Here is a 25,223-nt window from a genome sequence, read left to right on the forward strand (position 1 = left end):
TCCGATGCGCCAGGGTGGCCCGAGGTTCCCGTTCAGCGTCTGTGAAAAATTGCGCTTCCTGCGCAACTTTTCAGCCGCAAGTCCGGCGCATGTCCGGACTCGCTCACGCGAATCGGGCACTTGCGTGCCCGATTCGCGCCCGGCCATCCATGGCCGGGCTGAGAGGCTGAAAACTCACAGCCTCTCAGCCGGCGAGCATGGCCAGGATCTCCTGCCGCCACGGTTCCTGCGCGAACTCGCCGAGCAGGCGCCGGGTCCGCATCGACACGCCGTGCAGGCGCACCCCGCGCGAGGAAAGGCATTCGTGGCTGGCCTCGACGATCACCGCCACGCCACGCGGCTGCAGCGCGCGGGCCAGCGTGTCGGCGATCTCCGCGGTGAGCCGCTCCTGGATCTGCAGGCGCCGGCCGAGCGCCTCGACCAGCCGCGCCAGCTTGGAAATGCCCACCACGCGCCGCTGCGGCAGGTAGGCGATGTGCACCACGCCGCGGATAGCCGCCATGTGGTGTTCGCAGGTGGACTGCAGCGGGATGTCGCGCAGCAACACCGGCTCATCGTAGCCGCCGACTTCGCCGAAGGTGCGGCTGAGCAGGCCGACCGGGTCCTGCCGGTAGCCGGCGAACCACTCCTCGTAGGCGCGCACCACCCGCGCCGGTGTGGCCAGCAGGCCTTCGCGTGCCGGCTCGTCGCCGGCCCAGCGGATCAGCGTACGCACCGCGGCCTCCGCTTCGGCGCGGGTCGGATGGGGGGTTTCGGCCACTGCAGGCAGCATGGCCGGCTGGGCGGAAGCCTGGTCGAAATCGAGCATGGGAGGGCCTTTTTTGTGGTGGTCGACGATCAGATGAACCGGGCGCGCACGAGGTTCCCGCGTGCGCGGTCGATCACCCGGAACCTCCCCCGGGCTGATCGCATCCCATGCGCACAGGTACGTCTACAACGCGCATCCGCTCGCTGGCGCTACCCTTTGAAGGAGTGATCACCATGAACAAGACCGTCTTCGCACTCGCCCTCGCGCTCACCTTTGGCGGCATCGCCGCCGTGCAGGCGCAGCAAACCCCGGCCACACCCGTGCACAGCATGTACGCCTCGCAGATGAACTGGTTCGGCGGCGTCACCTACAGCGGCGCGCCCGCGCTGAACGTCACCGCCGCCCTGGTCGAGGCCGGTGGTGGCGCGAGCCACTTCAATTTCGCCACGGCGCTGGTTTCGATGCTTGGCCAGGACACCGTCAACGCCGAAGTGGCCAAGCTCACCAAGCAGTACGGCAAGACCGCCACCGACAACTTCATCGCCGGCATGACCTTCGCCGTCAATGACGGCCTGAAGCGCGCCACCGAAGCGGGCGTGAAGCTGCCGGCGGCGCCGGCGGACCTGAAGGGCGCGAAGCTGGCCGGCACGCTGGTGGCGGCTGGCACCACCGCCGACGGCACCTGGTGGTCGGGCTACCTGTTCGACAAGGCCCTGTCGCATGACATCCACGTACAGGTGATGCAGGACATCGACGCGAAGTTCGGCCATGGCGCCGACGAGAACACCCACAAGATCCTCAACCAGGCGATGTACGACGTAGCGCAGGCACTGAAGGTGAAGGGCGTGAAACTGGCCGCGCTGCACTGAGCCGGTTCGTCCGACAACACTGTCCCTGGCACCCCGCGCTGCGCGCAATGCGGGGTGCCTACCCGCAGAAACACAACCCTGTGCGAGATACCTTCCGCCACACCAGCGAAGAGCTCGCGCACGGGATGCGTCCCGCATCGGCACGATCGGCAACGACCCGCGATCAGTGCGGCGACCCATCCCTCACCGGCTTCACGTACGTATCGAACAGCTCATCGATGCGCCGGTATTCGTCGTACCAGGAATCGGCATGCACGAAGCCGTGGCGCTCCAGCGGGTACAGCGACATCCAGAAGTTCTTCTTGTGCAGTTCGATGAAGCGCTGGTACAGGCGGATCGAATCCTCGGCGAACACGTTGTCGTCGATCAGGCCGTGCTGGATCAGCAGCGGGTCCTGCAGCTTTTCCGCGTATTCGATCGGCGAACTGGCCCGGTACGCCGCGGGATCGAGCTGCGGATCGTTGAGGATGTTCGAGGTGTATTCGTGGTTGTACAGCGTCCAGTCGCTGACCGGGCGCAGCGCGGCGCCGGCGGCGAATTCGCCGGGCGCGCGCAGCAGCGCCATCTCGGTCATGAAGCCGCCGTAGCTGCCGCCGTAGATGCCCACGCGCCGCGGATCGACGCCGTGGTTTTTCACCAGCCAGGCCTTGCCGTCGAGCAGGTCCTCCAGCTCCGGGTGGCCCATCTGGCGGTAGATCGCGGTGCGCCAGGCGCGGCCGTAGCCTTCCGAAGCGCGGTAGTCCATGTCCAGCACCACGTAGCCCTGGCTCACCAGCAGGTTGTGGAACATCTGCTCGCGGAAATAGTACGTGGACGACAGCTTGACGTCCTGCAGGTAGCCGGCGCCGTGGACGAAGATCACCGCCGGCCGCGAGGCGGGCGCGTCGGTTTCACTGGCCGGACCGTAGTACTTCGCGTAGATCGAGCCGGCGCCGTGCGAGAACGGCACCTCGACGATCTTCGGCGCGATCCAGTCGTGCGCCAGGTAGGCCGGCTTCATCGTCCGGGTCAGCTCGCGCGGCGTGCCGCCGGCGGACGGCTGCACCGCCAGCTGGGCGAACAGGTATGGCGCGGAATGCAGCACGGCGAGCTGCGTGCCGTCGGGAGACAGTGCGAAGTCGTCCATGCCCTGGTAGTTCGTCACGCGCGCCAGCTCGCCGCCGGCGGACGGCACGCGGTAGACGTCGTAGCTGTACGGCGCCACCTTGTTGGTGCGCAGGTAGAACCAGCGGCCGCCCTCGTCGAGCTGCGGATGGCTCACCTCGAACCGGCCGGCGGTCAGCGCCTTCGCCTTGCCGCCCAGCGGCTTCGTATACAGCTGCGACCAGCCGGTTTCCTCGGACAGGTACCACAGCGTGCGGCCGTCCTTCAGCCAGCCGAAATCGTTGAAGTTCCAGTTGATCCACGCCGGGTCGGTGAGCCGGTGCTGCGGTACCAGCGCGTGCCTGTCGAAGTCCACGCTGGCGATCCAGCGGTCCTTGTTGTCGATCGCGCGCAGCTGGATCGCCAGCTGGCTGCCGTCGTCGCTCCACACGATGCCGCCACCACCAATGCCGTCGGTGCCGGGGATGATGCGGACCGCACGCACATCGGGCGCCTTCAGCGCCTTCGCCTCGTCCTGCTTGCCGGCCTTTTCCAGCGCGGCCACGGCTTGCGCGCGCAGCGCCTTGAGCGGATCGTCCTTGATGCCCGGCAGGCCGTCGGTCTTCAGCGGGTACTGCTGGTGCCCGCGCAGGTCCAGCAGCAGCAGCGACTGCGGCGCGGGATCGTTGCGCCCGACGTAGATGCGTGCGTCCTTCGCCTCGGTATAGCCGCTCTCGGTGACGTAGTGGTTGACCTTGGGCGCCTCGCCCTTGGCGTAGTCCCTGGGCACGGTGACCACCAGCATCCAGCGGCCGTCCGGCGACAGTTCGGTATCCACCGCGCGGGACTTGTCGCCCAGCCAGAACGGCTGCGGGGCACGGCCCGGGTCGGCCACGTCCAGCGCCTTGTCCTCGTCGCGCATGGCCTGCTTGTCGGCCTTGATCTCGCGCAGCGTCTTGAACAGCTCGAGCTGACGCCTGCCCAGCGCATCGGGCTGCTTCGCCTGCGGATCGTCGGCGAATTTCAGTATCGCCGCCGGCGCCGCGACGCCGCTGGCCAGGTCGTAGCTGTACCAGTCGTTGCCGGCGCGGTACTGCAGCGCGCGGCCATCGGCGGAGAATCGCGGCGAGGACTCCGCCTGCGGCGTACGCGTCACCTGCTGGCGGCGGCCGCTGGCCAGGTCGACCACGAACACGTCGCCGTGCAGGATGAACGCGGCGCGCTTGTGCGCGCGATCGAACACCGCCGGGCCGTCGGCTTGCGCCAGCGCCGCGGGGTCCAGCTTCACACCCTGCCCGCCGGCCGGGTCGACCCGGTACAGATCGCGCACCGGGCTGCCGTCGCGCTTCAGCGCGTAGTACAGGCTGCGCCCGTCCACGCTCCAGTACGGCGTCTCCACCGGCTGGCCGATCCAGTCGGGGTTGGCCATCACGGTTTCCAGGTCCAGCGGCGCCGATGCCGGCGTGGCGACCGCCGCCAGCGGCGCGACGGTGAGGGCAACAAGGGCGGCCAGCAGCAATCGACGCATGGATTCTTCCCGGGCAAAAAACGTCAGCATAACCGAGCGCGCCGGAGATCCGTGGCGCCCCCTGCCGAAAGTCAGAGGCGGGCAGGCAGATCGTGCATCCCCCTGTGACTACCGCGCCGCGGCGCCGAAAGATAAATCATCCACCCTGTCGGAGCCCGCTGGCGGGCGATGCGCTGGTTTCGATGCTCCTCCGTGGGATCAGGGCAAGAGCACCGACCGCCTGGGGGCTCTGCATATCGAGGCGGGGGGTCGAGACTGCTACGATGGGATTCGTCTCCCGCTGTCGATCCATGCCATGGCCCTCCCCACCGTCGAACACGAAACCGGCGCCGATCCTCGCTACAGCATCCTCTGGCTGCATGGCCTCGGCGCGGACGGCCACGACTTCGCGCCGATCGTACCGGAGCTGGTCGACCCGGCATGGCCGGCGCTGCGCTTCGTGTTTCCGCATGCGCCGGTGCGCCCGGTGACGGTCAACAACGGCATGTCGATGCGCGCGTGGTACGACATCTACGCGTTCGACGCCGCCGCGCGGCAGGACGAGGCCGGCATCCGCGCCTCGATCGCCGCGGTGGAGGCGCTGATCGCGCGCGAGCACGAGCGCGACGTGCCGAGCGAGCGGATCATCCTCGCCGGCTTCTCGCAGGGCGGCGCGATCGCGCTGGCCGCCGGCCTGCGCCATGCGGAAAAGCTGGCCGGCATCGTCGCGCTGTCCACCTACCTGGCGATCTCCGCCACGATCGCCGCCGAGCGCAGCGCCGCGAACGCGGCCACGCCGATCTTCTGGGGCCACGGCACGGCCGACCCGGTGGTGGTGCTTCCGCGCGGCCTCGCCTCGCGCGATGCACTGCAGGCACTGGGTTACGCGGTGGACTGGCATACCTACCCGATGGCCCACGCGGTCTGCGCCGAGGAGATCGACGACCTGCGCCGCTGGCTGGGCCAGCGGCTGGCGTAAGCACGACCGCGCTGCGGCATACTTGCCCGCATGCGCGAACCCACCTCCCGCCGCGCCACGCGCGGCCGCATCGAACAAAGCCCGCTGCCGGATTTTTGCCAGCTGCCGGCGCTGTTCGCGCTGCTCGTGGTGGGCGCGCTGACGGTGACCGTGATGTGGCTGGCGCGCGACGACCCGCGCGACTGGTCGGCCTACAGCGTCGGCATGCTTTTCGCGACCCTGCTGGGCATGGTCGCGGCGGTGACGCTGTGCGCGCTGCGGCCATGGCTGCAGCGCCTGCCCGGGCACCTGCCGTATGTGGGTGTGTGGCTGCTGATCCTGCTGGTCGTGCTGGCCGGCAGCATCGCGGCGCACTGGTTCGACGGCGCACTGCAGATGCACCTGGTGCGCGGCAGCCTGCCCGTGTTCGTGCGCGACAACGTGCTGATCGCCGCCCTGCTCGGCGCCGCGATGCTGCGCTATTTCTACGTGCTGGCGCAGTGGCAGGCGCGGCTGGCGGCGGTCACCCGCGCCCAGGTCGAGGCGCTGCAGGCGCGCATCCGGCCGCACTTCCTGTTCAACAGCATGAACACGGTGGCGGCGCTGATCCGGGTCGACCCCGACGCCGCGGAACGCACGGTGGAAGACCTCTCCGAATTGTTCCGCGCCGCGCTGGGCCAGCACGACAGCGCCGACGGCACGCTGGGCGAGGAGTTGGCGCTGGTCGAACGCTACCTGGCGATCGAACAGCTGCGCCTGGGCGACCGCCTGCGCGTGCGCCGCGAACTGGACGGGCTGCCGCGGGATTTTCCGCTGCCGCGCCTGCTGCTGCAGCCGCTGGTGGAGAACGCGGTGCGCCACGGCATCCAGCCGCTGCGCGAAGGCGGCGAGGTGAGCCTGCGCGGCTGGCGTGACGGCAACGGCGTGCGCGTCGAGATTGGCAATCCGCTGCCGGCCAGCCCGCCCGCCGCCGGCAACGGCCATGGCCTGGACAGCGTGCGCCAGCGCGTGGCCTACCGCTACGGACCGCTGGCGAAGGTGCAGGCCGGCGCTCAGGACGAGCGCTTCGTGGTGCTGCTGCAACTGCCGGGAGGCTCGGCCTGATGCGCGTGCTGGTGGTCGACGACGAACCGCTGGCGCGCGCGCGCATGATCGCGCTGCTGGGCGAATGCGCCGAGACGGAGGTTGTCGGCAGCGTCGGCGACGGCGAAGCCGCGCTGGCCGCGCTCGACGAACTGCAGCCGGACGCGCTGCTGCTGGACATCAACATGCCCGGCACCGACGGCGTGGTGCTGGCGCAGCGCCTGGCCGGGCGGGCGCGGCCGCAGGTGATCTTCTGCACCGCCTACGAAGCGCACGCACTGAAGGCGTTCGAGCTGGGCGCGGTCGACTACCTGCTCAAGCCGGTGCGGCTCGACCGCCTGCGCGACGCGCTGCAGCGCGCGCAACGCCGCCTCGCCGACGCCCCGCGCGAGCCGGCCGCTTACCTGCACGGCCGGCTGCGCGGCGAACAGGTGCGCATCGCGCTGGACGAAGTGATCTGCCTGCTCGCCGACGAGAAATACGTGGTCGTGCAGCATCGCCGCGGCGAACTGCTGATCGAGGATTCGCTGCGCCAGCTCGAGGAAACCTACCCCTACCAGCTGATCCGCCTGCACCGCAACTGCCTCGTCCCGCCACCGCGCCTGCTCGGCCTCAAGACCCTCGCCGACGGCCGCGTGCTGGCCCGCCTCGACGGCAGCGACCTCCACCCCGAGATCAGCCGGCGCAATTTGCCGGCGGTGAGGAAGCTGCTGCGGCTTGGCTGAACGCTCGCGGCCGCCAAACCCTGCAAGCAAGCCAGAACAACGACTTTTATCATCGGGATTGTGGGTGATAAGTACGCTGATCGGCGCAGGCTTCCAGGACGGGCAGCAGCAACTCCTGCTCCGCGCCGGTGCCGTGGGCCGAGGCGTGCCATGCCAATCCCCCGTGTTCACGTCGCGCTATTGAAGCAGGATCGGCGGAGGTTTTTCTGCGCCGCGTTAGCACGCAGAAGCCAGTTTTTGGCACTTGACAACACCTATTTTCGTAGCTACGTTAAGGCCGTGCGAATCACATGCGACCCAACCAAGCGCGAGTGGACTCTGCACGAGCGCAGCCTCGACATGCTGCGCGCCAATGAAGTGTTTACCGGGCCGCACTTCACTCGCACCGACGATCGCCAAGACTACAACGAGCCTCGCTTCATCACTGCTGGCTGGCTTGACTCACGGCTTGTCGTCTTCGCATGGACGCCCCGCGGCGCTGCAAGGCGCGTCATCAGCATGAGGCATTGCCATGAACGCGAAGCAAAAAAGCTCATCCCACATCTCTCCTGATCCGGATTTGCCGGAGATCACGGACGACTGGATTGCCGGTGCAGACCTGTACCACGGCGACAAGCTGGTGCGGCGCGGGCGGCCAAAGCTTGAGAACCCTCGCCAGCTGCTGTCACTCCGCCTCCCTCCGCAAGTGATCGCTCGCTGGAAGGCCAGTGGCCCCGGGTGGCAGACTCGCATGGCTGAGGCACTTGAGAAGTCCGCACCCAAGGGGCGGGCTGCTGGCTAACATTCCTTAGGAAATTAAAGGGAACGTGGCCAATTAAACTTCGCCCCTCGCGCTGATGGCCTTGGGCGTGGAGTCGATTGGTCGGATCCACCTGATCTGAACGGACGACATGCTCCAATGGCCCCCGGATTTGCCGCCACTGGAGCCACCATGAGTCACCCCTTCAAAGTCGGCGATCACGTACGCTGGAATTCGGAAGCGGGCTACGTGACCGGCCGGATCACCAAAGTGCATACGCGCGATACCGAGTACAAGGGCCACATGCACCGTTGCAGCGAGGCCGATCCGCAGTACGAGATCCAGAGTGACAAGACCGACCACGTCGCCATGCACAAGGGCGCGGCGCTGCACAAGATCGACTGAGCGATGCCCACCGATGATCCCGCCACGATCTGGACGATCGGCCATTCGACCCGCACGCTGGAGGAGTTCCTCGGCCTGCTGGGCGAATACCGGATCGAGGCGATCGCCGACGTGCGACGCTTCCCCGGTTCGCGCCGCTATCCGTATTTCGCCGGCGACGCGCTGGCCGCCACGCTGCCCGCACATGGCATCGCCTATCAATGGATACCGAAGCTGGGCGGTCGCCGCAAGGTGCAGCCGGGCTCGCCGAACACCGCATGGCGCAATGCCTCGTTCCAGGGTTACGCCGACTACACCGCCACCGCGGAGTTCGCCGAAGGCCTGGCCGAACTGCTGCAGCTGGCGGTTGGCAAGCGCACCGCGATGATGTGCGCCGAGGCGGTGTGGTGGCGCTGCCACCGCTCGATCATCGCCGACGTGCTGAAGCTGCGCGGCATCGAAGTCATCCACATCATCGACGCCGCGCACAGCACGGTGCACCCGTACACGTCGGCGGCGCACATCGTGGACGGCCGGTTGAGTTATGCGCCGACGCAAGGTGGCTTGCTGTAGCCGGAATCGAAGGCTTCACCGCGGGCGGGACGGCTGAAATGCGATGCCTGCCTTCGCAGGCATGACGGGACGAGGGTTCGATGCCTGCCGGCGCGAACGGCGGAAAAGAAGTGGGCCGTTCGGGCAACGAATGTGGGAGCGTCAAGAGCATCGCCCGCACGCGGGCTCCTACGGAAGCATCGAGGGAGTGATGCGGACCCACACTACTCCTTCTTGATCGCATGCCCCCCAAACTCGTTCCGCAACGACGCCAGCAACTTGTCGGCGAACGAATCGCTGTCGCGCGAGCGGAAGCGTTCCATCAGCGACAGCGTGATCACCGGGGCGGAGACGTTGAGTTCCAGCGCGGCGTTCACGGTCCAGCGGCCCTCGCCGGAGTCGACCACGTAGGGCGCGATACCGTCCAGGTTCGGGTTCTTGCCGAGCGCGTCGGTGGCGAGGTCGAGCAGCCACGAACGCACCACGCTACCGTAGCGCCAGATCTCGCCGACCTGGTGCAGGTCGAGGCCAAACTCCTCCTTATGCTTGAGGATCGCGAAGCCCTCGGCGTAGGCCTGCATCATCCCGTACTCGATGCCGTTGTGGACCATCTTGGTGTAATGGCCGGAGCCGACCGGGCCGACCCGGCTCCAGCCCTGGTCCTTCGCCGGCGCCAGCGTCTCGAAGATCGGCCGCAGCGACTCGACGGTTTTTTCGTCGCCGCCGATCATCATGCTGTAGCCCTCCTTGAGGCCCCATACGCCGCCGCTGGTGCCGCAGTCGACATAGCCCAGGCCGTGTTCGGCATACCGCTGCGCGCGGCGCAGGGTGTCCTTGTAGTTGGAGTTGCCGCCGTCGATCACCGTGTCGCCCCTGGCCAGCAGCGGCAGCAGCGCGTCGACGGTGTCGTCGGTGATCTTGCCGGCGGGCACCATCAGCCACACCACGCGCGGTGCGGGCAATGCCTTGACCAGCGCCTCCAGCGAGGCCGCCGGCGCAATGCCGTCCGCCTCGGCGGACTTGCGCGCGTCCGCGTTCGGGTCGAAGCCGGCGACCTTGTGGCCGCCGCGCACCAGCCGTTCGGCCATGTTGGCACCCATGCGCCCGAGACCCACCATGCCAAGTTCCATCATGTTTGCTCCGTAGCAGTAGAGGAAAGGATCAGGACGCCCGCCTGTTCGCGGCATCCAGCCAGCCGCCGTCGAAACCGGCGCGGCGCAGGCCGTCGACGATGGCGCGGCAGCCGCGCATCAACTGCCACGGCATGCCGCTGCGGTGGTTCTCCACCATCAGCACGATCGGGCCGAGGTTGAGGCCGAAGAAGTACGGCGAGACCCAGCAACGGGGCGACTGGCCCGGCTGATCGATCCAGGTCTGGTTGAAGCTGGCCCTGAAGCCGTAGGGATGCGCGTCGTGCAGCTGCAGCATGTCGATGAAATGGTGCAAGGTCGGCAGCACGATCTCCGGCGCGAACGGCAGCGAGGCCACCACCGCCCACGGCGCCAGCGTGCCGTCGTCGATGCCGTACGGCACGCCGCGGCCCACGTAGTCCTCGAAACGGCGCTCGATGCCGTCGATCTTCGACGTGGCCGGCCCGGGACCGTCGCAGGCGGTGATGCCCCAGCAGTACTCGCCGTAGCCCTTGAAGCCGAGCGGGTTGTCGATCGCGTAGCGCTGCTGGACCTGCGTCGCGCGGCGGCTGTTCTCGAAGTAGTCGATGCCCTGGTCGCGCATGAACGCGTCGCGGATGCCGCGGAAGTCGATCCAGGCCTGCGACAGCTGGTGGGTGAACAGCGGGGCGCAGTACAGGTAGTCGATGTCGTAGCAGTGCTTCCACTCGTAGGTGGACGACCAGGCGGCATACGCGCTAGGCGGCAGCGGATGGGTCGGCGAGCCGAGCGCCAGCACGTACAGCAGCAGGCCCTCGTCGTAGCCCTGCCAGCGATGCGGGATGAAGCCGCTTTCCGGATGCCAGCCGTGGCCGAGGGTGCCGTCGGCGGCCTGCGCCCACGGCCATTCCGCGCGCTGGTAGAGGAAGTTCGCCGTGTCGCGGATTTCCCTCTGCTCGGCAGTGTCGCCATCGAAGTACGCGGCGGCGGTGAGCATGCCGGCGAACAGCAGGGCGCTGTCCACGGTGGACAGCTCGCACTGCCATGCGCGCCGGCCGCTGCGCATGTCGAGGAAGTGGTAGTAGAAGCCGCGATAACCGGTGGCATCGGGCTGCTCGCCCTGCGGGCTGTCGCGGAAGAAGCGCAGCGTGGCCAGCGTGCGTCTGATCGCGGCATCGTGGCCCAGCAGCCCGCGCTCGACCGCCACCGGATAGCAGCTCAGCGCCAGCCCGGTGGCGGCGATGCTGGCCGGCCAGTCCGGCGCGGTCTTGTCCGCGACCAGGCCGTTCGCCAGGTTCGTCTCGTACTGGAAGTAGGCGAACGCCTTGTTCTGCAGGTGCTGCAGCCGGGTGCCGGCTGCGTGCGGATCGCTGGGCGGGTGGGAGCGCATGGATCGGGTCGTGGCCTCCGCGGTTGGCGCGCTGGAACGTATCGATCGTACGGCCGTCCCGCAACGGTCGATCGGCGGATCGACAGCCTCGCCATCCTACTCCGTGGCCCGGTGAAGCGAAGGTTGACGCTGCAACGCGACGCCGGTTCAGCGCCGCCGCGTGCGCGAGGCACCAAGCTTGCGGGTGAGCGTGTTGCGGCCCACACCCAGTGCCTGCGCTGCATTCTGCCGGTGGCCGTCGGTGGCCTGCAGCGCGACGTTGAGCAGGGTCTGGTCGAGCGCCGCGCGGGCGCGTGCATGGATGTCCGCCTCGCCGTCGGCCAGCGCCTGAGTCGCCCATTCGCGCAGCGCGTCGGTCCATTCGCCGCCACGCACGCTGTCCGCGCTGCTGCCGAGGTCGCCCGGCAGGATCTCGCTGCCGGGCGCGATCACCGCCAGCCGGCGGCACAGGTTTTCCAGCTCGCGCACGTTGCCGGGGTAGTCGCGCTGGGCGACCAGCTTCAGCGCGGTCTTCGAGAAGCGCTTCGGCGGCAGCTTCAGCTCTTGCGCGGTGGCGGCGAGGAAGTGCTGGGCCAGCAGCGGGATGTCGCTGCGGCGCTCGCGCAGCGCAGGGAGATGGATGCGCACCACGTCGAGGCGATGCATCAGGTCGGCGCGGAACTGGCCGGCGGCGACGCGCGCGACGAGGTCCTGGTGGGTGGCGGCGACGATGCGCACGTTGCAGCGGATCAGCTCGCGCCCGCCCACGCGGTAGAACTCGCCGCCGGCCAGCACGCGCAGCAGCCGCGTCTGCAGGATCAGCGGCATGTCGCCGATCTCGTCGAGGAACAGCGTGCCGCCCTCGGCCTCCTCGAAGCGCCCGGCGACGCGGCGGGCGGCCCCGGTGAACGCGCCAGCCTCGTGGCCGAACAGTTCGCTCTCCAGCAACTCCGACGGAATCGCCGCTGTGTTCAGCGCCACGAAAGGCCGCTCGCGGCGCGCGCTTTCCTCGTGCAGTGCGCGCGCCACCAGCTCCTTGCCGGTGCCGGTCTCGCCGGTGACCAGCACGTTGAGGTCGCTGGCGGCAACCCGGCCGATCAGCCGGAATACTTCGCGCATCGACGCGCTCTCGCCGAGCAGCGCATGGTTCGGCGCGAGCGCCGGGCCGGCGGGCACTGCCGGCGCGGCCACGCTGGCCAGCGCACGCTGTACCGCTGCCACCGCCTGGTCAAGGTCGAACGGCTTGGCCAGGTAGTCGACCGCGCCGGCACGATACGCCGCGGCGGTGGTGGCCACGTCGGTATACGCGCTCATCACGATCACCGGCCCGATGCCCTGCGCCTGCAGTTCGCCGAGCAGGCCAAGCCCGTCCTCGCCCGGCATACGCACGTCGGTGAGCAGCAGCGCGGGGTGCGTGCCCCGCAGCGCAGCGCGCACGCCGGCCACCGCGTCGAACTCGCGCACCGCGAGCCCGGCATCGCGCAGCGCCTCGGCCAGCACGAAGCGCACGCCGCGGTCGTCGTCGAGTATCCAGATTTCTTCCGTCATGGCTCATCTCTGCGGGCTCCTCCCCCTGCAGCGCAGGGGGAGGATGGGTGGGGGTTGCGCCGGGTGGCGAGAGAGATCAAGAGCTGCCCCCACCCCAGCCCTCCCCTGCTGCGCAGGGGAGGGAGCACGTGCGGGACATGGCTCGCTCTGCCGGGCTCCTCCCCCTGCCAGCAGGGGGAGGTCGGGAGGGGGTTGCGCCGGGTGGCGAGGAAGATCAAGGGCGCACCCCACCCCAGCCCTCCCCTGCTGCGCAGGGGAGGGAGCAGAGCGTGCATGCGGGCATCAGTCATGCGGGCGCTCCATGGGCAGGTACAGCGAAAAGACGGTGTGGCCGGGGCGGCTGGCGTAGCGCAGCTCGCCGCCGTGTTCGTGGGCGATCTCGCGCGACAGCGCCAGGCCCAGGCCGGTGCCGTCGGCGCGGCCGGAAACCAGCGGCTGGAACAGCGTATCGCGCAGCGCGGCTGGCACGCCCGGGCCGTCGTCGATCACGTCCACCCGCAGCGCCATACGCAGCATCCGCTCGCCCACGCGCACGCCGTGCTCGATCCGCGTGCGCAGGGTGAGCGTACGCGCGCCGGCTTCCAGCGCATTGCGGGCGAGGTTGAGCAGGATCTGATGCAGGCGGCCGGCGTCGCCGTGCAGGTCGGGCACGCTGGGGTCGTAGTCGTGGCGCAGCTGCGGCGGCGCGGGTTCGGCCAGCAGCAGGTCGCACAGCCGTTCCAGCAGGCGATGGATGTTGACCGGACCGAGCTGCGCCGCGCCGTCGTGATGCAGCAGGCGGTTCGCCAGTGCACCGAGCCGGTCGGCCTCGTCGATGATCATGCCGGCCAGCGCCTGCAGGTCCTCACTGTCGACCCGCCGCTGCAGCAGCTGCGCCGCGCCGCGCAGGCCGGCCAGCGGGTTCTTCACCTCGTGCGCGAAGCCGCGCAAGGTGGCCGACAGCGGCGAGCCAGTCGACGGCGGTTCGGCCAGCACGTGCACTTCCAGCAGCAGGCCATCGCCGAACGGTTGCAGCGCGATATCCGCGCTGAGCTTGCGGTCGTCGGCCGCGGCCAGTGCTACCCCACGCCATTGCGTCGGCCGCTGCTCCGCCAACACCTTCGCCACCTGCGCCGCGCCCTCGTCGGCATCGTCCAGCAACAGCCCCAGCGGCTGCCCCACCGCATTGCGGAAACCCAGCCCCAGGCATTCGACCAGGGCCGGATTGAGCCAACGCAAGCGCAGCTCCGCGTCGACCAGGGCCAGCCCGGTCGCCATCTGCTCCGCCCACGTCCGCCACACCGGTTCGTTCATTGCACCATCATGGACAATGTTTCGTCTTGGTGCAAATCGGGCGAACGGGCGGCACTGTGCCGCCGTGCTCTTTTGTTCCCGGCCGCCCACGCATCCCCGGGCGGTTTTGTTCCAGATGCCGGAGCCCGCTGCGCCAGCAATCCGCGATCTGCCGCCACCGAATGGCACGGTCTCCGGCGTGTGCTTCGGATGAATGGCGCCTCGGCGCGAGCGGACTGCGCGCAACGCCATAGGTCGCCCGTCGATCCAGCGCCTCATGGCGCCTCGGCCGAGCTGCCGGCGCTGCACGATGGGTGGCCGCTGGCCGGGCATTTTTTACAGCGCATTCACCCGGCTGATTCCACTGTAGTCGGACGCCCCTGTGCGGGTGCCATGATCGGGAGCATCCCATGTCGTCGGAACAGCAGGCCGGCCTGAGCCGGGAGTTCGTCGAGCAGCAACGGCTGCGACTGCTGGCGTTGCTCAGGCAGTTGCTGGGCGGCGAGGAAGACGACCTGGCCAGCAGGCGTGCGTTCCAGCTGGAGCACGGCGACGAGGCCGAGGAAGAAGAGGACGACGCGCAGGATCTGTCGCAGCAGGAAGTCGACCAGGCGCTGCACGATGTGGACGATCGCCGCGTGGCGAACATCGAGCGCGCCTTGCAGAAAATCGGCGAGGGCAGTTACGGCCTGTCCGATCTCAGCGGCAAGCCGATCCCGAAGGCCCGGCTGGAGACCACGCCCGAAGCCGTGCTCACCGTGCAGGAAGAACGTGCCCACGAAACCCGCGGATAACCCGCCTATTGTCGACGCCTGAAACGAGTCCGCCATGACGATCCTTGCCGCCGGCACCACCGCGCCGGCATTCACCCTGCACTCCACCCCCGACCAGACCGTGGCGCTGAAGGAGTTCCGCGGCCGCAACGTGATCCTGGCGTTCTACCCCGCCGACTGGAGCCCGGTGTGCAGCGACCAGCTGGCGCTGTACAACGAACTGCTGGACGAGTTCGCCCGCCTCAACGCGCAGCTGCTGGCGATCTCGGTCGACGGCGTGTGGAGCCATGCCGCGCTGGCGCGCGAACGCAAGTTCCACTTTCCGCTGCTGTCCGACTTCGAGCCGAAGGGCGAGGTGGCGCGCGCGTATGGCGTCTACGACGCGAAGGGCGGCATCGCCGGCCGTGCGCTGTTCGTGATCGACGGCGACGGCGTGATCCGCTGGAGCTATCTCTCGCCGATGGGCGTGAACCCCGGCGCCGCCGGCATCATCAAGGCGCTGGAAGCGTTGCCGTCGAACAACGTCCAGAAGGCGCTGCCCGCCGATGCCGCGCAGGAGGCTACATGATGCTGCACGAGGATTCGATCCTGGCCGTACCGGTAGCCGCGCACGACCATATCCAGGGCAACGCGCACGCCGTGGTGACCCTGGTGGAGTACGGCGATTTCCAGTGCCCGGCCTGCGGCATGGCCTACCCGCTGGTGAAGCAGTTGCAGCACCGCTACGCCGGCAACCTGCGCTTCGTGTTCCGCCACTTCCCGCTGAGCCAGGCCCACCCCTACGCCCAGATGGCTGCCGAACTGGCCGAGGCCGCGGCGGTCGAGGGCCAGTTCTGGGCGATGCACGACTGGCTGTACGAGAACCAGGACGACTGGGCGCGCCGCGGCGGCGCCGGCCTGGAAGCCGGCGTGCGCGCGCTGGGCCTGGACGAGCAGGCACTGGCCGCCACCCTGCGCAGCCCCGACATCGATGCGCACATCCGCCGCGACTTCATGGGCGGCGTGCGCAGCGGCGTCAACGGCACGCCCAGCTTCTACGTCAACGGCTACCTGTACCAGGGCGACTTCGACACACTGGTGCACAGCATCGGCCGTGCGATCGCGCGGCAACCGTGACCTCGCGCCGGCCCGGGCCACCAGGTAACGCCACCTCGCTGGGTCACGCACGAAATGTCCGCTGCCATGAAGCAGCTTCCATCACACGCTCGAAACCGGGATTCCCACGACCATGAACGAGAAACCGCTGTCTTCCGCCAAGCCATTGCCGGACGATCTCCGCGATCTGCTGCCGCGGCTGGAGGCGCTGTACACCGATATCCACGCGCACCCGGAACTCTCGATGCAGGAAACGCGCACCGCGGGCCTGGCGGCCGACCATCTGCGCGCCGCCGGCTATGAAGTGACCACCGGCATCGGCAAGACCGGCGTCGTCGGCCTGCTGCGCAACGGCGACGGGCCCACCGTGATGCTGCGCGCCGACATGGACGCGCTGCCGGTCCAGGAAGCGACCGGCGTGCCGTACGCGAGCAAGGTCACGGCGGTCGACCGCGAAGGCAAGAGCGTGCCGGTGATGCACGCCTGCGGCCACGACATGCACGTCACCTGGCTGGTGGGCGCGACGACGCTGCTGGCGCAGAGCCGCGACACTTGGCGGGGCACGCTGATGGCGGTGTTCCAGCCAGCGGAGGAGACCGCCCAAGGCGCCCAGGCGATGATCGACGACGGGCTGTTCAAGCGTTTCCCCAAGCCCGACGTGGTGCTCGGGCAGCATGTCATGGTCGGTCCGGCAGGCGCGGTCGGCGGGCGCAAGGGGGTGATCACCTCGGCCGCCGACAGCCTGCAGATCCGCCTGTTCGGCCGCGGCGCGCACGGATCGATGCCGCAGGCCAGCATCGATCCGGTGGTGATGGCGGCGGCGACGGTGCTGCGGCTGCAGACCATCGTCGCCCGCGAGCTGGCGCCCACCGAGGCGGCGGTGGTCACGATCGGCTCGCTGCAGGCCGGCACCAAGGAAAACGTGATACCCGACGAGGCCGTCATCAAGCTCAACGTGCGCACCTTCGACGAGGGCGTGCGCACGCGCGTGCTCGCCGCGATCACCCGCATCGTCAACGCCGAGGCGGCGGCCTCCGGCGCGCCGAAGCCGCCGGAGATCACGCCGCTGGACAACTATTCGCTGGTGACCAACGACGACGCGGCGACCACGACCGTGGTCGAGGCGTTCCGCCAACACTTCCCGGCCGAGCGCATCCGGCAAACCGGGCCGACCTCGGCCAGCGAGGATTTCGGCTCGTTCGGCGCCGAATGGGGCGTGCCGTCGGTGTTCTGGTTCGTCGGCGGCACCGACCCGGACACCTACGCGAAAGCGAAGGCCGAAAACCGCCTCAACGAGATCCCGACCAACCACAACCCGCGCTTCCTGCCGGTGCTCCATCCGACCCTGGAGACCGGCGTGGAGACGCTGATGGTGGCCGCGCGGGCATGGCTGTCGGCTGCACCCTGAACCATGGAACAGCCGGCCGTAGCCACCATCGTCGCCCGGGTGGATTTCGTGATGAAGAGCGGCCGCGTCTATCGCCGCCCGGAGCCGGCAGCTGCGGCGAGCCACTGAAGACCGGAACGCAACGTGTCCCGGTAACGGCCGGCGCGGGCGACGTTGATGCTCAGCCGAACTGCACGCTCAGCATCGAGATCGAGCCGCCGTCCATGCCCTCGACCGGGAACGTCACAGCGTCGCCCTCGTGGCTGGCGCCGAGCACGTACAGCAGCGGCAGGTAGTGGTCCGGCGTCGGTATCGACAGCTCCGCGTCGCGACCCAGTGCTTCGTAGTCCGTCAGCGCGTGGTGATCGCCGCGCAGCATCAACTCGCGCGCCGTCGCCTCGAAACGCTGCGCCCAGTCGAACGGTTCAACCGGATGCCGGCCCCAGGCATAGCTGTGCAGGTTGTGCACCACGTCGCCGCTGCCGATCAGCAGGATGCCCTCGTCGCGCAGCGGCCGCAGCAGCCGGCCCAGCCCATAGTGGAACGCCGGCGGCTGCGACTCGTCGATGGACAACTGCACCACCGGCACGTCGGCATCGGGGTAGACGTGGCGCAGCACCGACCAGGTGCCGTGGTCCAGTCCCCAAGACACATCCGCGCGCACCTCCAGCGGGCGCAGCAGTTCGCGCACGCGGCGCACCAGCCCGAGGTCACCGGGCGCGGGGTATTGCACCTCGAACAGCTCGCGCGGGAAGCCGCCGAAATCGTGGATGGTGCGCGGCGCCGCCATCGCGGTCACCGCGGTGTCGGGCAGGTACCAGTGCGCCGACACCGACAGCACCGCGCGCGGCCGCGGCAGGCGCTGGCCGATCGCCGCCCAGCCCCGCGTCCAGGCGTTGTCGTGCAGCGCGTTCATCGGATTGCCATGGCCGAAGAAGATCGTCGGCATCCGGGTCGCCGGGGTATTCCGCTCAGGCATCGGGAGAACTCCACCCATGACGTTTCATATCCACGTATTGCTGACATCCGCGGCGTTAGTCTGGCGTGATCGGCAGTGCGGTGCCACGGATCGCGAATGGACGGCCGTCCTGGCCGTGCATGCCGCGCCAGGATCGCAAAGGTTTGCGGATGACGGCCACGCCGCCACGCAATACGGCATACCGGGAAGCCCATATGAACACACCAAAGTCGCCTTCGAAACCGTATGACGGCTTCGACCACCAGCCGATCGCCGGAACCTGGCGAAGCGGCCGCTCCACCCGCCGCAACACCGACACCGATCCCTACACCGGCAAGACCCTGGTCACGATTCCGCTGGCCACCGCGCAGGATGTGGACGACGCCTACCGCGCCGCTGCCGACGCGCAGCCCGGCTGGGCCGCCGCCGCGCCGGCCGAACGCGCACAGGTGCTGCACAACGCGTTGCGCATCTTCGACGAACGGCGCGAGGAGATCATCGGCTGGCTGATCCGCGAGGCGGGCTCGACCCGCCTGAAGGCGAACATCGAATGGGACAGCGCCCGCGCCATCACCCGCGAAGCGGCCTCGTTCCCGTACCGCGTGGCCGGCCGCATCCTGGCCTCGGACATCCCCGGCAAGGAGAACCGGGTCTACCGCCGCCCGCTCGGCGTGGTCGGCATCATCAGCCCGTGGAACTTCCCGCTGCACCTCACCCAGCGTTCGCTGGCGCCGGCGCTGGCGCTGGGCAACGCGGTGGTGGTGAAGCCGGCCAGCGACACCCCGGTCAGCGGCGGCCTGCTGCTGGCGAAGATCTTCGAGGAAGCCGGCCTGCCCGTCGGCATGCTCAGCGTCACTGTGGGTGCCGGCAGCGAAATCGGCGACTACTTCGTGGCGCATCCGCAACCCCGGCTGATCTCGTTCACCGGCTCCACGGCGGTGGGCCAGGGCATCGGCCGCATCGCCTCCAGCGGTGCCCATCTGAAGCGCGTGGCGCTGGAACTGGGTGGCAACAGCCCGTTCGTGGTGCTGGCCGACGCCGATGTCGAACAGGCGGTACGCGCCGCCGTGTTCGGCCGCTTCCTGCACCAGGGACAGATCTGCATGAGCATCAACCGGATCATCGTCGATGCAAAGCTGCACGATGCCTTCGTCGAGCGCTTCGTGGACCACGTGCGCAAGCTGAAGGTCGGTGACCCCGACGACATCGCCACTGCAATCGGCCCCATCATCGACGCCGCCCAGCTGCGCGGCCTGGTCGAGAAGATCGCGCTGGCGAAGCAGCAAGGCGCCACTCAAGTGCTGGGCGGCGAGCCTGACGGGCAGCTGTTGCCGCCGCATGTGTTCACCCACGTCTCGCCGGAGAGTTCGCTGTTCCGCGACGAATCGTTCGGGCCGATCGTGCCGATCGTGCGCGCGAAGGACGAGGCCGACGCGCTGCGGTTGGCCAACGCCACCGACTACGGGCTTTCCAGCGCGGTGTTCTGTGGCGACCTGGAGCGCGGCGTACGTTTCGCCCACGGCATCGAGGCGGGCATGACCCATGTGAACGACACCTCGGTGGAGGACGAGCCGCATACCCCGTTCGGCGGCGAGAAGAACTCCGGCATCGGCCGTTTCGGCGGCGACTGGATCATCGACGAGTTCACCTCGGCGCACTGGGTTTCGGTGCAGCACACGCCGCGCAGCTATCCGTTCTAGTTCCATCCACCCAACCCGTCACGGAGAGATCGTCCATGGCTACGACAAGCGACATCAAGAGCAACGCGGTTCCCGGTAGCGGCTGGATCATCGCCTGGGGCGTGCTGCTGATCATCGCCGGCGTGCTCGCCCTGCTGATGCCGGCGATCGCCGCACTGGCGACCGCGCTGTTCTTCGCCTGGCTGCTGATCCTGGGCGGTGCGTTCGAGATCGCCTACGCGATCCAGACGCGCAGCCACCGCGGTTTCGGCTGGAAGCTGTGCTCCGGGCTGCTGACGCTGGCGCTGGGCATCGCGATCCTGATCGTGCCGGTGGCCGGCGTGGCCTCGCTGGCCCTGCTGGTCGGCAGTTTCCTGCTGCTCGGCGGCGTGGCGCGCAGCGTGCTGGCGTTCCAGCTGCGGCCGCTGCCGCGCTGGGGCTGGGTGCTGTTCGACGGCCTGCTGTCGATCGTGCTGGCGTTCCTGATCATGCTGGGCTGGCCGGAAAGCTCGCTCGCCTTCATCGGCCTGCTGACCGGCTTCTCGCTGATCTTCACCGGCGCCTGGCGCATCGCCTTGGGAAATTACCTCCGCACGTGAGCGTTTGCCGGAAGCGATGATCAACCACGACCTCCGCGGGAGGTAGCCATGAACGTTGTCCTGCTTGGCGTCAGCGGCCGCGTCGGTTCGCGCCTGCTGGCGGAACTGCTGCGGCGCGGCCACCAGGTGACCGGCGTCGCCCGCGACACCGGCAAGCTGGCCAGCCAGCCGCACCTGGTGCTGAGGAACGGCGACGTCAACCAGCCGGCGCAACTGGCGCCGCTGCTGGCCGGCCACGACGCGGTGCTCAGCGCGCTGAAATTCGCCACGACCGACGCCGCATCGCTGATCGCCGCGGTGAAGCAGGCGGGGGTCGGCCGCCTGCTGGTGGTCGGTGGTGCCGCCACCCTGGAAGTGGCACCGGGCCGGATCCTGCTCGACGCACCGGGCTTTCCCGCGGCGTACCGGCCGGAAGCCGAGGCCGGTCGCCGCTGCCTCGAAACCCTGCGCAGCGAGCGCGATCTCGACTGGACCTTTATGTCGCCCTCCGCCGAGTTCGTCCCCGGCGAACGCACCGGCAAATTCCGGCTGGGCGGCGACCAGTTGCTCACCGCCGCCAGCGGCAGGAGCTGGATCTCGATGGAGGACTACGCGATCGCCTTCGTCGACGAACTGGAAACACCGAAGCATCCGCGGCAACGTTTCACGGTGGGCTACTGAACACCACGAGCATTCCGACCAGAGGACTCACCCCATGAAGAAATCCGGTTCCAGCAAAGCCTCCGCACAGCGCATGCAACATGCCCCGCTGGCCACCCCCACCGACCTCGACGCCCGCGCCACCCGCGACGTGAGCGGTGCGATGAACGCGATCCTCGCCGACGTGTTCGCGCTGTACCTGAAGACCAAGAACTTCCACTGGCACATGAGCGGGCCGAACTTCCGCGACTACCACCTGCTGCTCGACGAGCAGGGCGACCAGCTGTTCGCGATGACCGACCCGATCGCCGAGCGCATCCGCAAGATCGGCGGCAGCACGCTGCGTTCGATCGGCCACATCGCGCGTCTGCAGCGCGTCGACGACAACGACGCCGAGTATGTCGAGCCGACCGACATGCTGGCCGAGCTGCGCGAGGACAACAAGGCGCTGGCCGCGCGCCTGCGCGAGGCCCACGGCGTCTGCGACGAGCGCCACGACATCGCCACCGCCAGCCTGATCGAGGAATGGATCGACGAGACCGAGCGACGCACCTGGTTCCTGTTCGAGACCACCCGCCGCGGCGATTCCAGCGGGCACTGACCGCCGCGGAGGTCGCGACGCGCGGCAGCGGCTTGGCGGAACGTCCACTCACGAGGCTAGGCGCATGACAACGAACAGACTGATCGGATTCGCCGGCGCTGCCTGCCTCGCCGCGCTGGCGGCAACCGCGGGCGCGGCCGCACCATCCGCGCCGGCGGCGGCGATCCAGCTGGCTCCGGCCACGCTGCCGGCGATCGCGCAGGTCGACGCGCGCTACCAGTCGTACAACGTCGAGATGGCCGAGGTGGTCGGCGGCAACTTCTGGAAGCCGTACACCGCAGAGAGCATCGCGGCGATGAAGGCCAAGGCGGGCGCGGGCGCGGCGCCAGCCGGGGTGGCCGGACAGGACCCGACGATGTTCCAGGCCCGCCCGGCGATCAACCTGTCCAACCCGCGCCTGCGCAAGCTCGCCGCGGCGCTCGGACCGGCGTACATGCGCACCAGCGGCACCTGGGCCAACACGGTGTACTTCCACGATGCCGACGGTCCCGCACCGGCCAGGGTGCCGCAAGGTTTCCAGGGTGTGCTCGGCCGCCGCCAGTGGAAGGGCGTGATCGACTTCGCGCACGCCGTGGACGCCGAGCTGGTCACCTCCTTCGCGATCAGCGCCGGCGTGCGTGATCAGAACGGCGTCTGGACGCCCGAACAAGCACGGAAGTTCGTGGCCTATACCAGGGCGGCCGGTGGCCACATCGCCGCGGCGGAGTTCTTCAACGAACCGGACATGCCGGTCTACGGCGGCGCGCCGAAGGGCTATATCGCGCAGGACTATGCACGCGATTTCGCGGTGTTCCGTGCGTTCGCGGCCAAGGCCGCGCCCGACATGCGGATCGTCGGCCCCGGCTCGGTCGGCGAGGGCGTGCTGATGCCCGCCATGGGCGGTGGTGGGCTGGCAGCCGGTCTGGTCAAGACCGCGGACATGCTCGCCGCCACGCCGCGGCCGACGTTCGACGTGTTCTCGTACCACTTCTACGGCGCGGCCTCGATCCGCTGCGCGTCGATGGGCGCCGGCGCGCAGACCACCGCCGCCGATGCGCTGTCCGAAGCGTGGCTGGCACGTACCGACACCAGCTACGACTTCTACGTGAAAGGCCTGCGCGATCGCTACGCGCCGGCCAAGCCGGTGTGGATCACCGAGACCGCCGACGCGGCCTGCGGCGGCAACCCGTGGGCGGCGACGTTCCTCGACAGCTTCCGCTATCTCGACCAGCTCGGGCGGCTGGCCCGGCGCGGCGTCAGCGTGGTGTTCCACAACACGCTGGCGTCCAGCGAATATGGCCTGCTCGACCAGAACAGCTTCGCGCCCCGGCCCGATTACTGGGCCGCCCTGCTGTGGCATCGGCTGATGGGCAGCACCGTGCTCGATGCCGGCCCGTCGCGTCCCGGCCTGCACCTGTACGCGCAGTGCCTGCCCGGACAAGCCGGCGGCGTGACCGTGCTGGCGATCAACAACAGCCGCACGCAGCCCGCATCCATCGAACTGCCGTTGCCGGCCCGGCGCTACACGCTGGGCGCGGCGAAACCCGAAGACGGCCAGGTGCAGTTGAATGGCCACGCGCTGGCGCTGGCCGCCGGCGACGCGTTGCCGCCGCTGCAGGGCGCACCGGAAACGGCGGGTCGCGTAGCGCTGGCACCGGCCACCATCACCTTCTTCGCCATGGCGGGCGCGGGGAACCCGGCCTGCCATTGAGGGATCAACCGCCGCGGCGGCTCCAGCGGCACCACACCACGCCACCCACGAGGAAGTTCCCATGACCACGTTCAAAGTCGGCTACATCGTCGGCAGCCTCGCCAAGGGCTCCATCAACCGCCTGCTGGCCAAGGCGCTCACCCGGCTCGCGCCACCCACACTGCAGCTGGTGGAGATCCCGATCAAGGACCTGCCGCTGTACAGCTACGACTACGACGCCGACTACCCGCCGGTGGCGCGCGCGTTCAAGCAGGCGATCGCCGAGGTCGACGCGGTGCTGTTCGTCACGCCGGAGTACAACCGCTCGATCCCCGGCGCGCTGAAGAACGCGATCGACTGGGCCAGCCGGCCATGGGGCAAGAACTCGTTCGCGCGCAAACCGTCCGGCGTGATCGGTACCTCGCCCGGCTCGATCGGCACCGCGGTCGCGCAGCAGCAGCTGCGCGGCGTGCTGTGCTTCTGCAATTCGCCGCTGATGAACACGATCGAGGCGTACATCCAGTTCAGCCCCGGCCTGATCAGCGAGGACGGCGCGGTCAGCAACGACGCCACCGCCGAGTTCCTCAGCAATTACATGAAGGAGCTGCACGTCTTCATCGAGCGCGTGCTCACCGTGCTGCCCCGGGAGGACTAGGGCGGCGGCACACCGTTGCCGCCGGCACCGGCGGCAACGGCGCTGGACCAGTGCAGCGACGACGGCGGGGAAGTCCATGGCCTCCATATCCTCCACACGCCTGAGCGTGTATGCCGCGCTGGCGGGCAACCTGCTGGTCGCGCTCACCAAGACCGCCGCCGCGATCGGCACCGGCAGTTCGGCGATGCTGAGCGAGGCCGTCCATTCGTTCGTCGATACCGGCAACGAGCTCCTGCTGCTGCACGGCATGCGCCGCTCGATGCAGCAGGCCGACCCGGAGCACCCGCTGGGCTACGGCCGCGAGCTGTATTTCTGGAGCTTCATCGTGGCCCTGATGGTGTTCGCGCTGGGCGCCGGCGTGTCGATCTACCAGGGCGTCGTCCATGTCCGCCAGCCGCAGCCGATCAGCCATCCGCTGGTGAGCTACGTGGTGTTCGGCCTGTGTTTCGCGTTCGAGGGCGCCTCCTGGCTGGTCTCGCTGCGGCAGTTCCGGGCCGCCAAGGGCCCGCTGGGCTACTACGAGGCCTTCCGCCGCAGCAAGGACCCGCCGTCCTTCATGGTGCTGTTCGAGGACAGCGCCGCACTGGTCGGCATCGCGATCGGCGTGGCCGGCACCTTTGCCGCCACCACGCTGGCGCTGCCGGCCGCCGACGGCATCGCCTCGATCCTGATCGGCCTGGTGCTCGCCTTCGTCGCCGCCCTGCTCGCCCGCGAGAGCAAGAGCCTGCTGATCGGCGAACGCGGCGATCGCCGGCTGCATGCGGCGATCCTGCGCATCGCGCAGGAACAGGGCCCGATAGCCTGCGTCAACGGATTGCTCACCGTGCAACTGGCACCGAACCAGATCGTCGCCGCGCTCAGCCTGCAGTTCGCCGATGACATCCGCGCCAGCGAGATCGAGGATCTGGTGCTTGCCCTCGAACGGAAGATCCGCCAGGCCCACCCGGAGGTCATCGACCTGTTTGTGAAACCGCAGACCGATGACGCGTACCGGGAAAGCATGCGTCGACGCTTCGGCGAGCCATGGTCAGCAGCGGCCGGCCGCACGTCATGAATGCGATGGCCGGTCCATCGCTGCGTCGACGCTTGCCGTGCCGCCGCCGACACCACGCGGGAACGCGTCCTTCAACCAACTGCCTCCGCCCGTAGCACCACGTCGCATGCCTTGCGGTCGGCGATGCTCGTCCGGCTCGACGCGATCGATGGAAGGATCGACATGACC

At 68.9% G+C, this 25,223-nt stretch carries 26 protein-coding genes; 19 read left to right on the forward strand and 7 right to left on the reverse strand.

The genetic code is table 11. The features are described from left to right. Positions 1–184 precede the first annotated feature (184 nt). Complete coding sequence (gene folE / locus AC1Q5A_RS08710) at positions 185–808, reverse strand: GTP cyclohydrolase I (RefSeq protein ID WP_492700225.1); 624 nt, start codon at positions 806–808, stop codon at positions 185–187. A 173-nt stretch (positions 809–981) separates the two neighbouring features. Here folE and AC1Q5A_RS08715 point away from each other — a divergent pair, with 173 nt between their 5' ends. Beyond that, entirely contained in the window at positions 982–1,617 is a 636-nt protein-coding gene (locus AC1Q5A_RS08715; protein ID WP_492700226.1) for a hypothetical protein, read from the forward strand. Positions 1,618–1,780: 163 nt separating this feature from the next. On the opposite strand, the gene AC1Q5A_RS08720 is transcribed toward AC1Q5A_RS08715, so the two are convergent. Beyond that, positions 1,781–4,228, reverse strand: coding sequence for a S9 family peptidase (locus tag AC1Q5A_RS08720; protein WP_492700228.1), 2,448 nt, complete (start codon positions 4,226–4,228; stop codon positions 1,781–1,783). Between the two features lie 295 nt (positions 4,229–4,523). On the opposite strand from AC1Q5A_RS08720, the gene AC1Q5A_RS08725 reads away from it, so the two are divergent. The 7 genes from AC1Q5A_RS08725 to AC1Q5A_RS08755 all read left to right on the forward strand — a co-directional run bounded on the left by AC1Q5A_RS08725 (position 4,524) and on the right by AC1Q5A_RS08755 (position 8,669). Continuing rightward, complete coding sequence (locus AC1Q5A_RS08725; protein WP_492700230.1) at positions 4,524–5,186, forward strand: alpha/beta hydrolase; 663 nt, start codon at positions 4,524–4,526, stop codon at positions 5,184–5,186. 30 nt (positions 5,187–5,216) lie between these two features. Continuing rightward, the gene (locus AC1Q5A_RS08730; RefSeq protein WP_492700232.1) at positions 5,217–6,269 is read left to right on the forward strand and encodes a sensor histidine kinase; all 1,053 of its coding nucleotides are present in this window, start codon (positions 5,217–5,219) and stop codon (positions 6,267–6,269) included. Continuing rightward, the gene (locus tag AC1Q5A_RS08735) at positions 6,269–6,973 is read left to right on the forward strand and encodes a LytR/AlgR family response regulator transcription factor (protein ID WP_492700234.1); all 705 of its coding nucleotides are present in this window, start codon (positions 6,269–6,271) and stop codon (positions 6,971–6,973) included. The genes AC1Q5A_RS08730 and AC1Q5A_RS08735 overlap by 1 nt, the downstream gene beginning before the upstream one ends. Positions 6,974–7,123: 150 nt before the next feature. Beyond that, the gene (locus tag AC1Q5A_RS08740) at positions 7,124–7,525 is read left to right on the forward strand and encodes a BrnT family toxin (protein WP_492700235.1); all 402 of its coding nucleotides are present in this window, start codon (positions 7,124–7,126) and stop codon (positions 7,523–7,525) included. Further along, on the forward strand, positions 7,485–7,754 hold the full coding sequence (locus AC1Q5A_RS08745) for a BrnA antitoxin family protein (protein ID WP_492700237.1): 270 nt from the start codon (positions 7,485–7,487) through the stop codon (positions 7,752–7,754). Before AC1Q5A_RS08740 ends, AC1Q5A_RS08745 begins: the two co-directional genes overlap by 41 nt. A 150-nt stretch (positions 7,755–7,904) precedes the next feature. Next, positions 7,905–8,117 carry a hypervirulence associated TUDOR domain-containing protein gene (locus tag AC1Q5A_RS08750; RefSeq protein WP_492700239.1) on the forward strand — a complete coding sequence of 71 codons (213 nt, stop codon included), beginning with the start codon at positions 7,905–7,907 and terminating at the stop codon, positions 8,115–8,117. 3 nt (positions 8,118–8,120) lie between these two features. Then, on the forward strand, positions 8,121–8,669 hold the full coding sequence (locus AC1Q5A_RS08755) for a DUF488 domain-containing protein (RefSeq protein ID WP_492700241.1): 549 nt from the start codon (positions 8,121–8,123) through the stop codon (positions 8,667–8,669). 203 nt (positions 8,670–8,872) lie between these two features. On the opposite strand, the gene gnd is transcribed toward AC1Q5A_RS08755, so the two are convergent. The 4 genes from gnd to AC1Q5A_RS08775 form a co-directional block, all read right to left on the reverse strand. Then, complete coding sequence (gene gnd, locus AC1Q5A_RS08760) at positions 8,873–9,778, reverse strand: phosphogluconate dehydrogenase (NAD(+)-dependent, decarboxylating) (RefSeq protein WP_492700497.1); 906 nt, start codon at positions 9,776–9,778, stop codon at positions 8,873–8,875. A 31-nt stretch (positions 9,779–9,809) separates the two neighbouring features. After that, positions 9,810–11,147, reverse strand: a complete 1,338-nt coding sequence (locus AC1Q5A_RS08765) for a glucoamylase family protein (RefSeq protein WP_492700243.1) — start codon at positions 11,145–11,147, stop codon at positions 9,810–9,812. A 147-nt stretch (positions 11,148–11,294) separates the two neighbouring features. Then, positions 11,295–12,674: a nitrogen regulation protein NR(I) gene (ntrC, locus tag AC1Q5A_RS08770; RefSeq protein WP_492700245.1), complete on the reverse strand. Its 1,380-nt coding sequence runs from the start codon at positions 12,672–12,674 to the stop codon at positions 11,295–11,297. 282 nt (positions 12,675–12,956) lie between these two features. After that, positions 12,957–13,967 carry a two-component system sensor histidine kinase NtrB gene (locus tag AC1Q5A_RS08775; RefSeq protein WP_492700247.1) on the reverse strand — a complete coding sequence of 337 codons (1,011 nt, stop codon included), beginning with the start codon at positions 13,965–13,967 and terminating at the stop codon, positions 12,957–12,959. Positions 13,968–14,356: 389 nt separating this feature from the next. Between AC1Q5A_RS08775 and AC1Q5A_RS08780 the strand changes: the two genes are divergently transcribed. From AC1Q5A_RS08780 to AC1Q5A_RS08795, 4 genes are all read left to right on the forward strand, one after another. Then, the gene (locus AC1Q5A_RS08780) at positions 14,357–14,740 is read left to right on the forward strand and encodes a TraR/DksA family transcriptional regulator (protein WP_492700249.1); all 384 of its coding nucleotides are present in this window, start codon (positions 14,357–14,359) and stop codon (positions 14,738–14,740) included. A gap of 34 nt (positions 14,741–14,774) precedes the next feature. Next, entirely contained in the window at positions 14,775–15,287 is a 513-nt protein-coding gene (locus AC1Q5A_RS08785) for a redoxin domain-containing protein (protein ID WP_492700251.1), read from the forward strand. Further along, positions 15,284–15,835, forward strand: coding sequence for a DsbA family protein (locus AC1Q5A_RS08790; protein WP_492700252.1), 552 nt, complete (start codon positions 15,284–15,286; stop codon positions 15,833–15,835). Before AC1Q5A_RS08785 ends, AC1Q5A_RS08790 begins: the two co-directional genes overlap by 4 nt. Before the next feature lie 112 nt (positions 15,836–15,947). Continuing rightward, positions 15,948–17,222, forward strand: a complete 1,275-nt coding sequence (locus AC1Q5A_RS08795; RefSeq protein ID WP_492700253.1) for a M20 family metallopeptidase — start codon at positions 15,948–15,950, stop codon at positions 17,220–17,222. Between the two features lie 160 nt (positions 17,223–17,382). Here AC1Q5A_RS08795 and ygiD read toward each other — a convergent pair whose 3' ends face one another. After that, entirely contained in the window at positions 17,383–18,180 is a 798-nt protein-coding gene (gene ygiD, locus AC1Q5A_RS08800) for a 4,5-DOPA-extradiol-dioxygenase (RefSeq protein ID WP_492700255.1), read from the reverse strand. Between the two features lie 194 nt (positions 18,181–18,374). On the opposite strand from ygiD, the gene AC1Q5A_RS08805 reads away from it, so the two are divergent. The 7 genes from AC1Q5A_RS08805 (at position 18,375) to AC1Q5A_RS08835 (ending at position 25,055) form a co-directional block, all read left to right on the forward strand. Next, the gene (locus AC1Q5A_RS08805) at positions 18,375–19,859 is read left to right on the forward strand and encodes an aldehyde dehydrogenase family protein (protein ID WP_492700257.1); all 1,485 of its coding nucleotides are present in this window, start codon (positions 18,375–18,377) and stop codon (positions 19,857–19,859) included. 35 nt (positions 19,860–19,894) lie between these two features. Further along, a complete protein-coding gene (locus AC1Q5A_RS08810) occupies positions 19,895–20,437 on the forward strand; it encodes an HdeD family acid-resistance protein (RefSeq protein ID WP_492700259.1) in 543 nt (180 codons plus the stop codon). Between the two features lie 48 nt (positions 20,438–20,485). Further along, the gene (locus AC1Q5A_RS08815) at positions 20,486–21,097 is read left to right on the forward strand and encodes an NAD(P)-dependent oxidoreductase (protein WP_492700261.1); all 612 of its coding nucleotides are present in this window, start codon (positions 20,486–20,488) and stop codon (positions 21,095–21,097) included. Positions 21,098–21,131: 34 nt separating this feature from the next. Beyond that, complete coding sequence (locus tag AC1Q5A_RS08820) at positions 21,132–21,677, forward strand: Dps family protein (RefSeq protein WP_492700263.1); 546 nt, start codon at positions 21,132–21,134, stop codon at positions 21,675–21,677. 64 nt (positions 21,678–21,741) lie between these two features. Continuing rightward, on the forward strand, positions 21,742–23,367 hold the full coding sequence (locus AC1Q5A_RS08825; RefSeq protein ID WP_492700265.1) for a hypothetical protein: 1,626 nt from the start codon (positions 21,742–21,744) through the stop codon (positions 23,365–23,367). Positions 23,368–23,428: 61 nt separating this feature from the next. Beyond that, the gene (locus AC1Q5A_RS08830; RefSeq protein WP_492700267.1) at positions 23,429–24,001 is read left to right on the forward strand and encodes an NADPH-dependent FMN reductase; all 573 of its coding nucleotides are present in this window, start codon (positions 23,429–23,431) and stop codon (positions 23,999–24,001) included. A 76-nt stretch (positions 24,002–24,077) separates the two neighbouring features. Further along, positions 24,078–25,055, forward strand: coding sequence for a cation diffusion facilitator family transporter (locus AC1Q5A_RS08835; protein ID WP_492700268.1), 978 nt, complete (start codon positions 24,078–24,080; stop codon positions 25,053–25,055). The last annotated feature ends 168 nt before the right edge of the window (positions 25,056–25,223 follow it).

It is taken from the genome of Rhodanobacter sp. GW835-FHT13D09, from assembly GCF_058793995.1.

Coding starts and splice junctions, on each gene's coding strand:
- AC1Q5A_RS08810 (WP_492700259.1), top strand. CDS start 19,895: ATGGCTACGACAAGCGACATCAAGAGCAACGCGGTTCCCGGTAGCGGC.
- AC1Q5A_RS08750 (WP_492700239.1), top strand. CDS start 7,905: ATGAGTCACCCCTTCAAAGTCGGCGATCACGTACGCTGGAATTCGGAA.
- gnd (WP_492700497.1), bottom strand. CDS start 9,778: ATGGAACTTGGCATGGTGGGTCTCGGGCGCATGGGTGCCAACATGGCC.
- AC1Q5A_RS08740 (WP_492700235.1), top strand. CDS start 7,124: ATGCCAATCCCCCGTGTTCACGTCGCGCTATTGAAGCAGGATCGGCGG.
- AC1Q5A_RS08735 (WP_492700234.1), top strand. CDS start 6,269: ATGCGCGTGCTGGTGGTCGACGACGAACCGCTGGCGCGCGCGCGCATG.
- AC1Q5A_RS08815 (WP_492700261.1), top strand. CDS start 20,486: ATGAACGTTGTCCTGCTTGGCGTCAGCGGCCGCGTCGGTTCGCGCCTG.
- AC1Q5A_RS08780 (WP_492700249.1), top strand. CDS start 14,357: ATGTCGTCGGAACAGCAGGCCGGCCTGAGCCGGGAGTTCGTCGAGCAG.
- ntrC (WP_492700245.1), bottom strand. CDS start 12,674: ATGACGGAAGAAATCTGGATACTCGACGACGACCGCGGCGTGCGCTTC.
- AC1Q5A_RS08825 (WP_492700265.1), top strand. CDS start 21,742: ATGACAACGAACAGACTGATCGGATTCGCCGGCGCTGCCTGCCTCGCC.
- folE (WP_492700225.1), bottom strand. CDS start 808: ATGCTCGATTTCGACCAGGCTTCCGCCCAGCCGGCCATGCTGCCTGCA.
- AC1Q5A_RS08720 (WP_492700228.1), bottom strand. CDS start 4,228: ATGCGTCGATTGCTGCTGGCCGCCCTTGTTGCCCTCACCGTCGCGCCG.
- ygiD (WP_492700255.1), bottom strand. CDS start 18,180: ATGCCTGAGCGGAATACCCCGGCGACCCGGATGCCGACGATCTTCTTC.
- AC1Q5A_RS08795 (WP_492700253.1), top strand. CDS start 15,948: ATGAACGAGAAACCGCTGTCTTCCGCCAAGCCATTGCCGGACGATCTC.
- AC1Q5A_RS08790 (WP_492700252.1), top strand. CDS start 15,284: ATGATGCTGCACGAGGATTCGATCCTGGCCGTACCGGTAGCCGCGCAC.
- AC1Q5A_RS08820 (WP_492700263.1), top strand. CDS start 21,132: ATGAAGAAATCCGGTTCCAGCAAAGCCTCCGCACAGCGCATGCAACAT.
- AC1Q5A_RS08725 (WP_492700230.1), top strand. CDS start 4,524: ATGGCCCTCCCCACCGTCGAACACGAAACCGGCGCCGATCCTCGCTAC.
- AC1Q5A_RS08730 (WP_492700232.1), top strand. CDS start 5,217: ATGCGCGAACCCACCTCCCGCCGCGCCACGCGCGGCCGCATCGAACAA.
- AC1Q5A_RS08785 (WP_492700251.1), top strand. CDS start 14,775: ATGACGATCCTTGCCGCCGGCACCACCGCGCCGGCATTCACCCTGCAC.
- AC1Q5A_RS08755 (WP_492700241.1), top strand. CDS start 8,121: ATGCCCACCGATGATCCCGCCACGATCTGGACGATCGGCCATTCGACC.
- AC1Q5A_RS08805 (WP_492700257.1), top strand. CDS start 18,375: ATGAACACACCAAAGTCGCCTTCGAAACCGTATGACGGCTTCGACCAC.
- AC1Q5A_RS08830 (WP_492700267.1), top strand. CDS start 23,429: ATGACCACGTTCAAAGTCGGCTACATCGTCGGCAGCCTCGCCAAGGGC.
- AC1Q5A_RS08765 (WP_492700243.1), bottom strand. CDS start 11,147: ATGCGCTCCCACCCGCCCAGCGATCCGCACGCAGCCGGCACCCGGCTG.
- AC1Q5A_RS08715 (WP_492700226.1), top strand. CDS start 982: ATGAACAAGACCGTCTTCGCACTCGCCCTCGCGCTCACCTTTGGCGGC.
- AC1Q5A_RS08775 (WP_492700247.1), bottom strand. CDS start 13,967: ATGAACGAACCGGTGTGGCGGACGTGGGCGGAGCAGATGGCGACCGGG.
- AC1Q5A_RS08835 (WP_492700268.1), top strand. CDS start 24,078: ATGGCCTCCATATCCTCCACACGCCTGAGCGTGTATGCCGCGCTGGCG.
- AC1Q5A_RS08745 (WP_492700237.1), top strand. CDS start 7,485: ATGAACGCGAAGCAAAAAAGCTCATCCCACATCTCTCCTGATCCGGAT.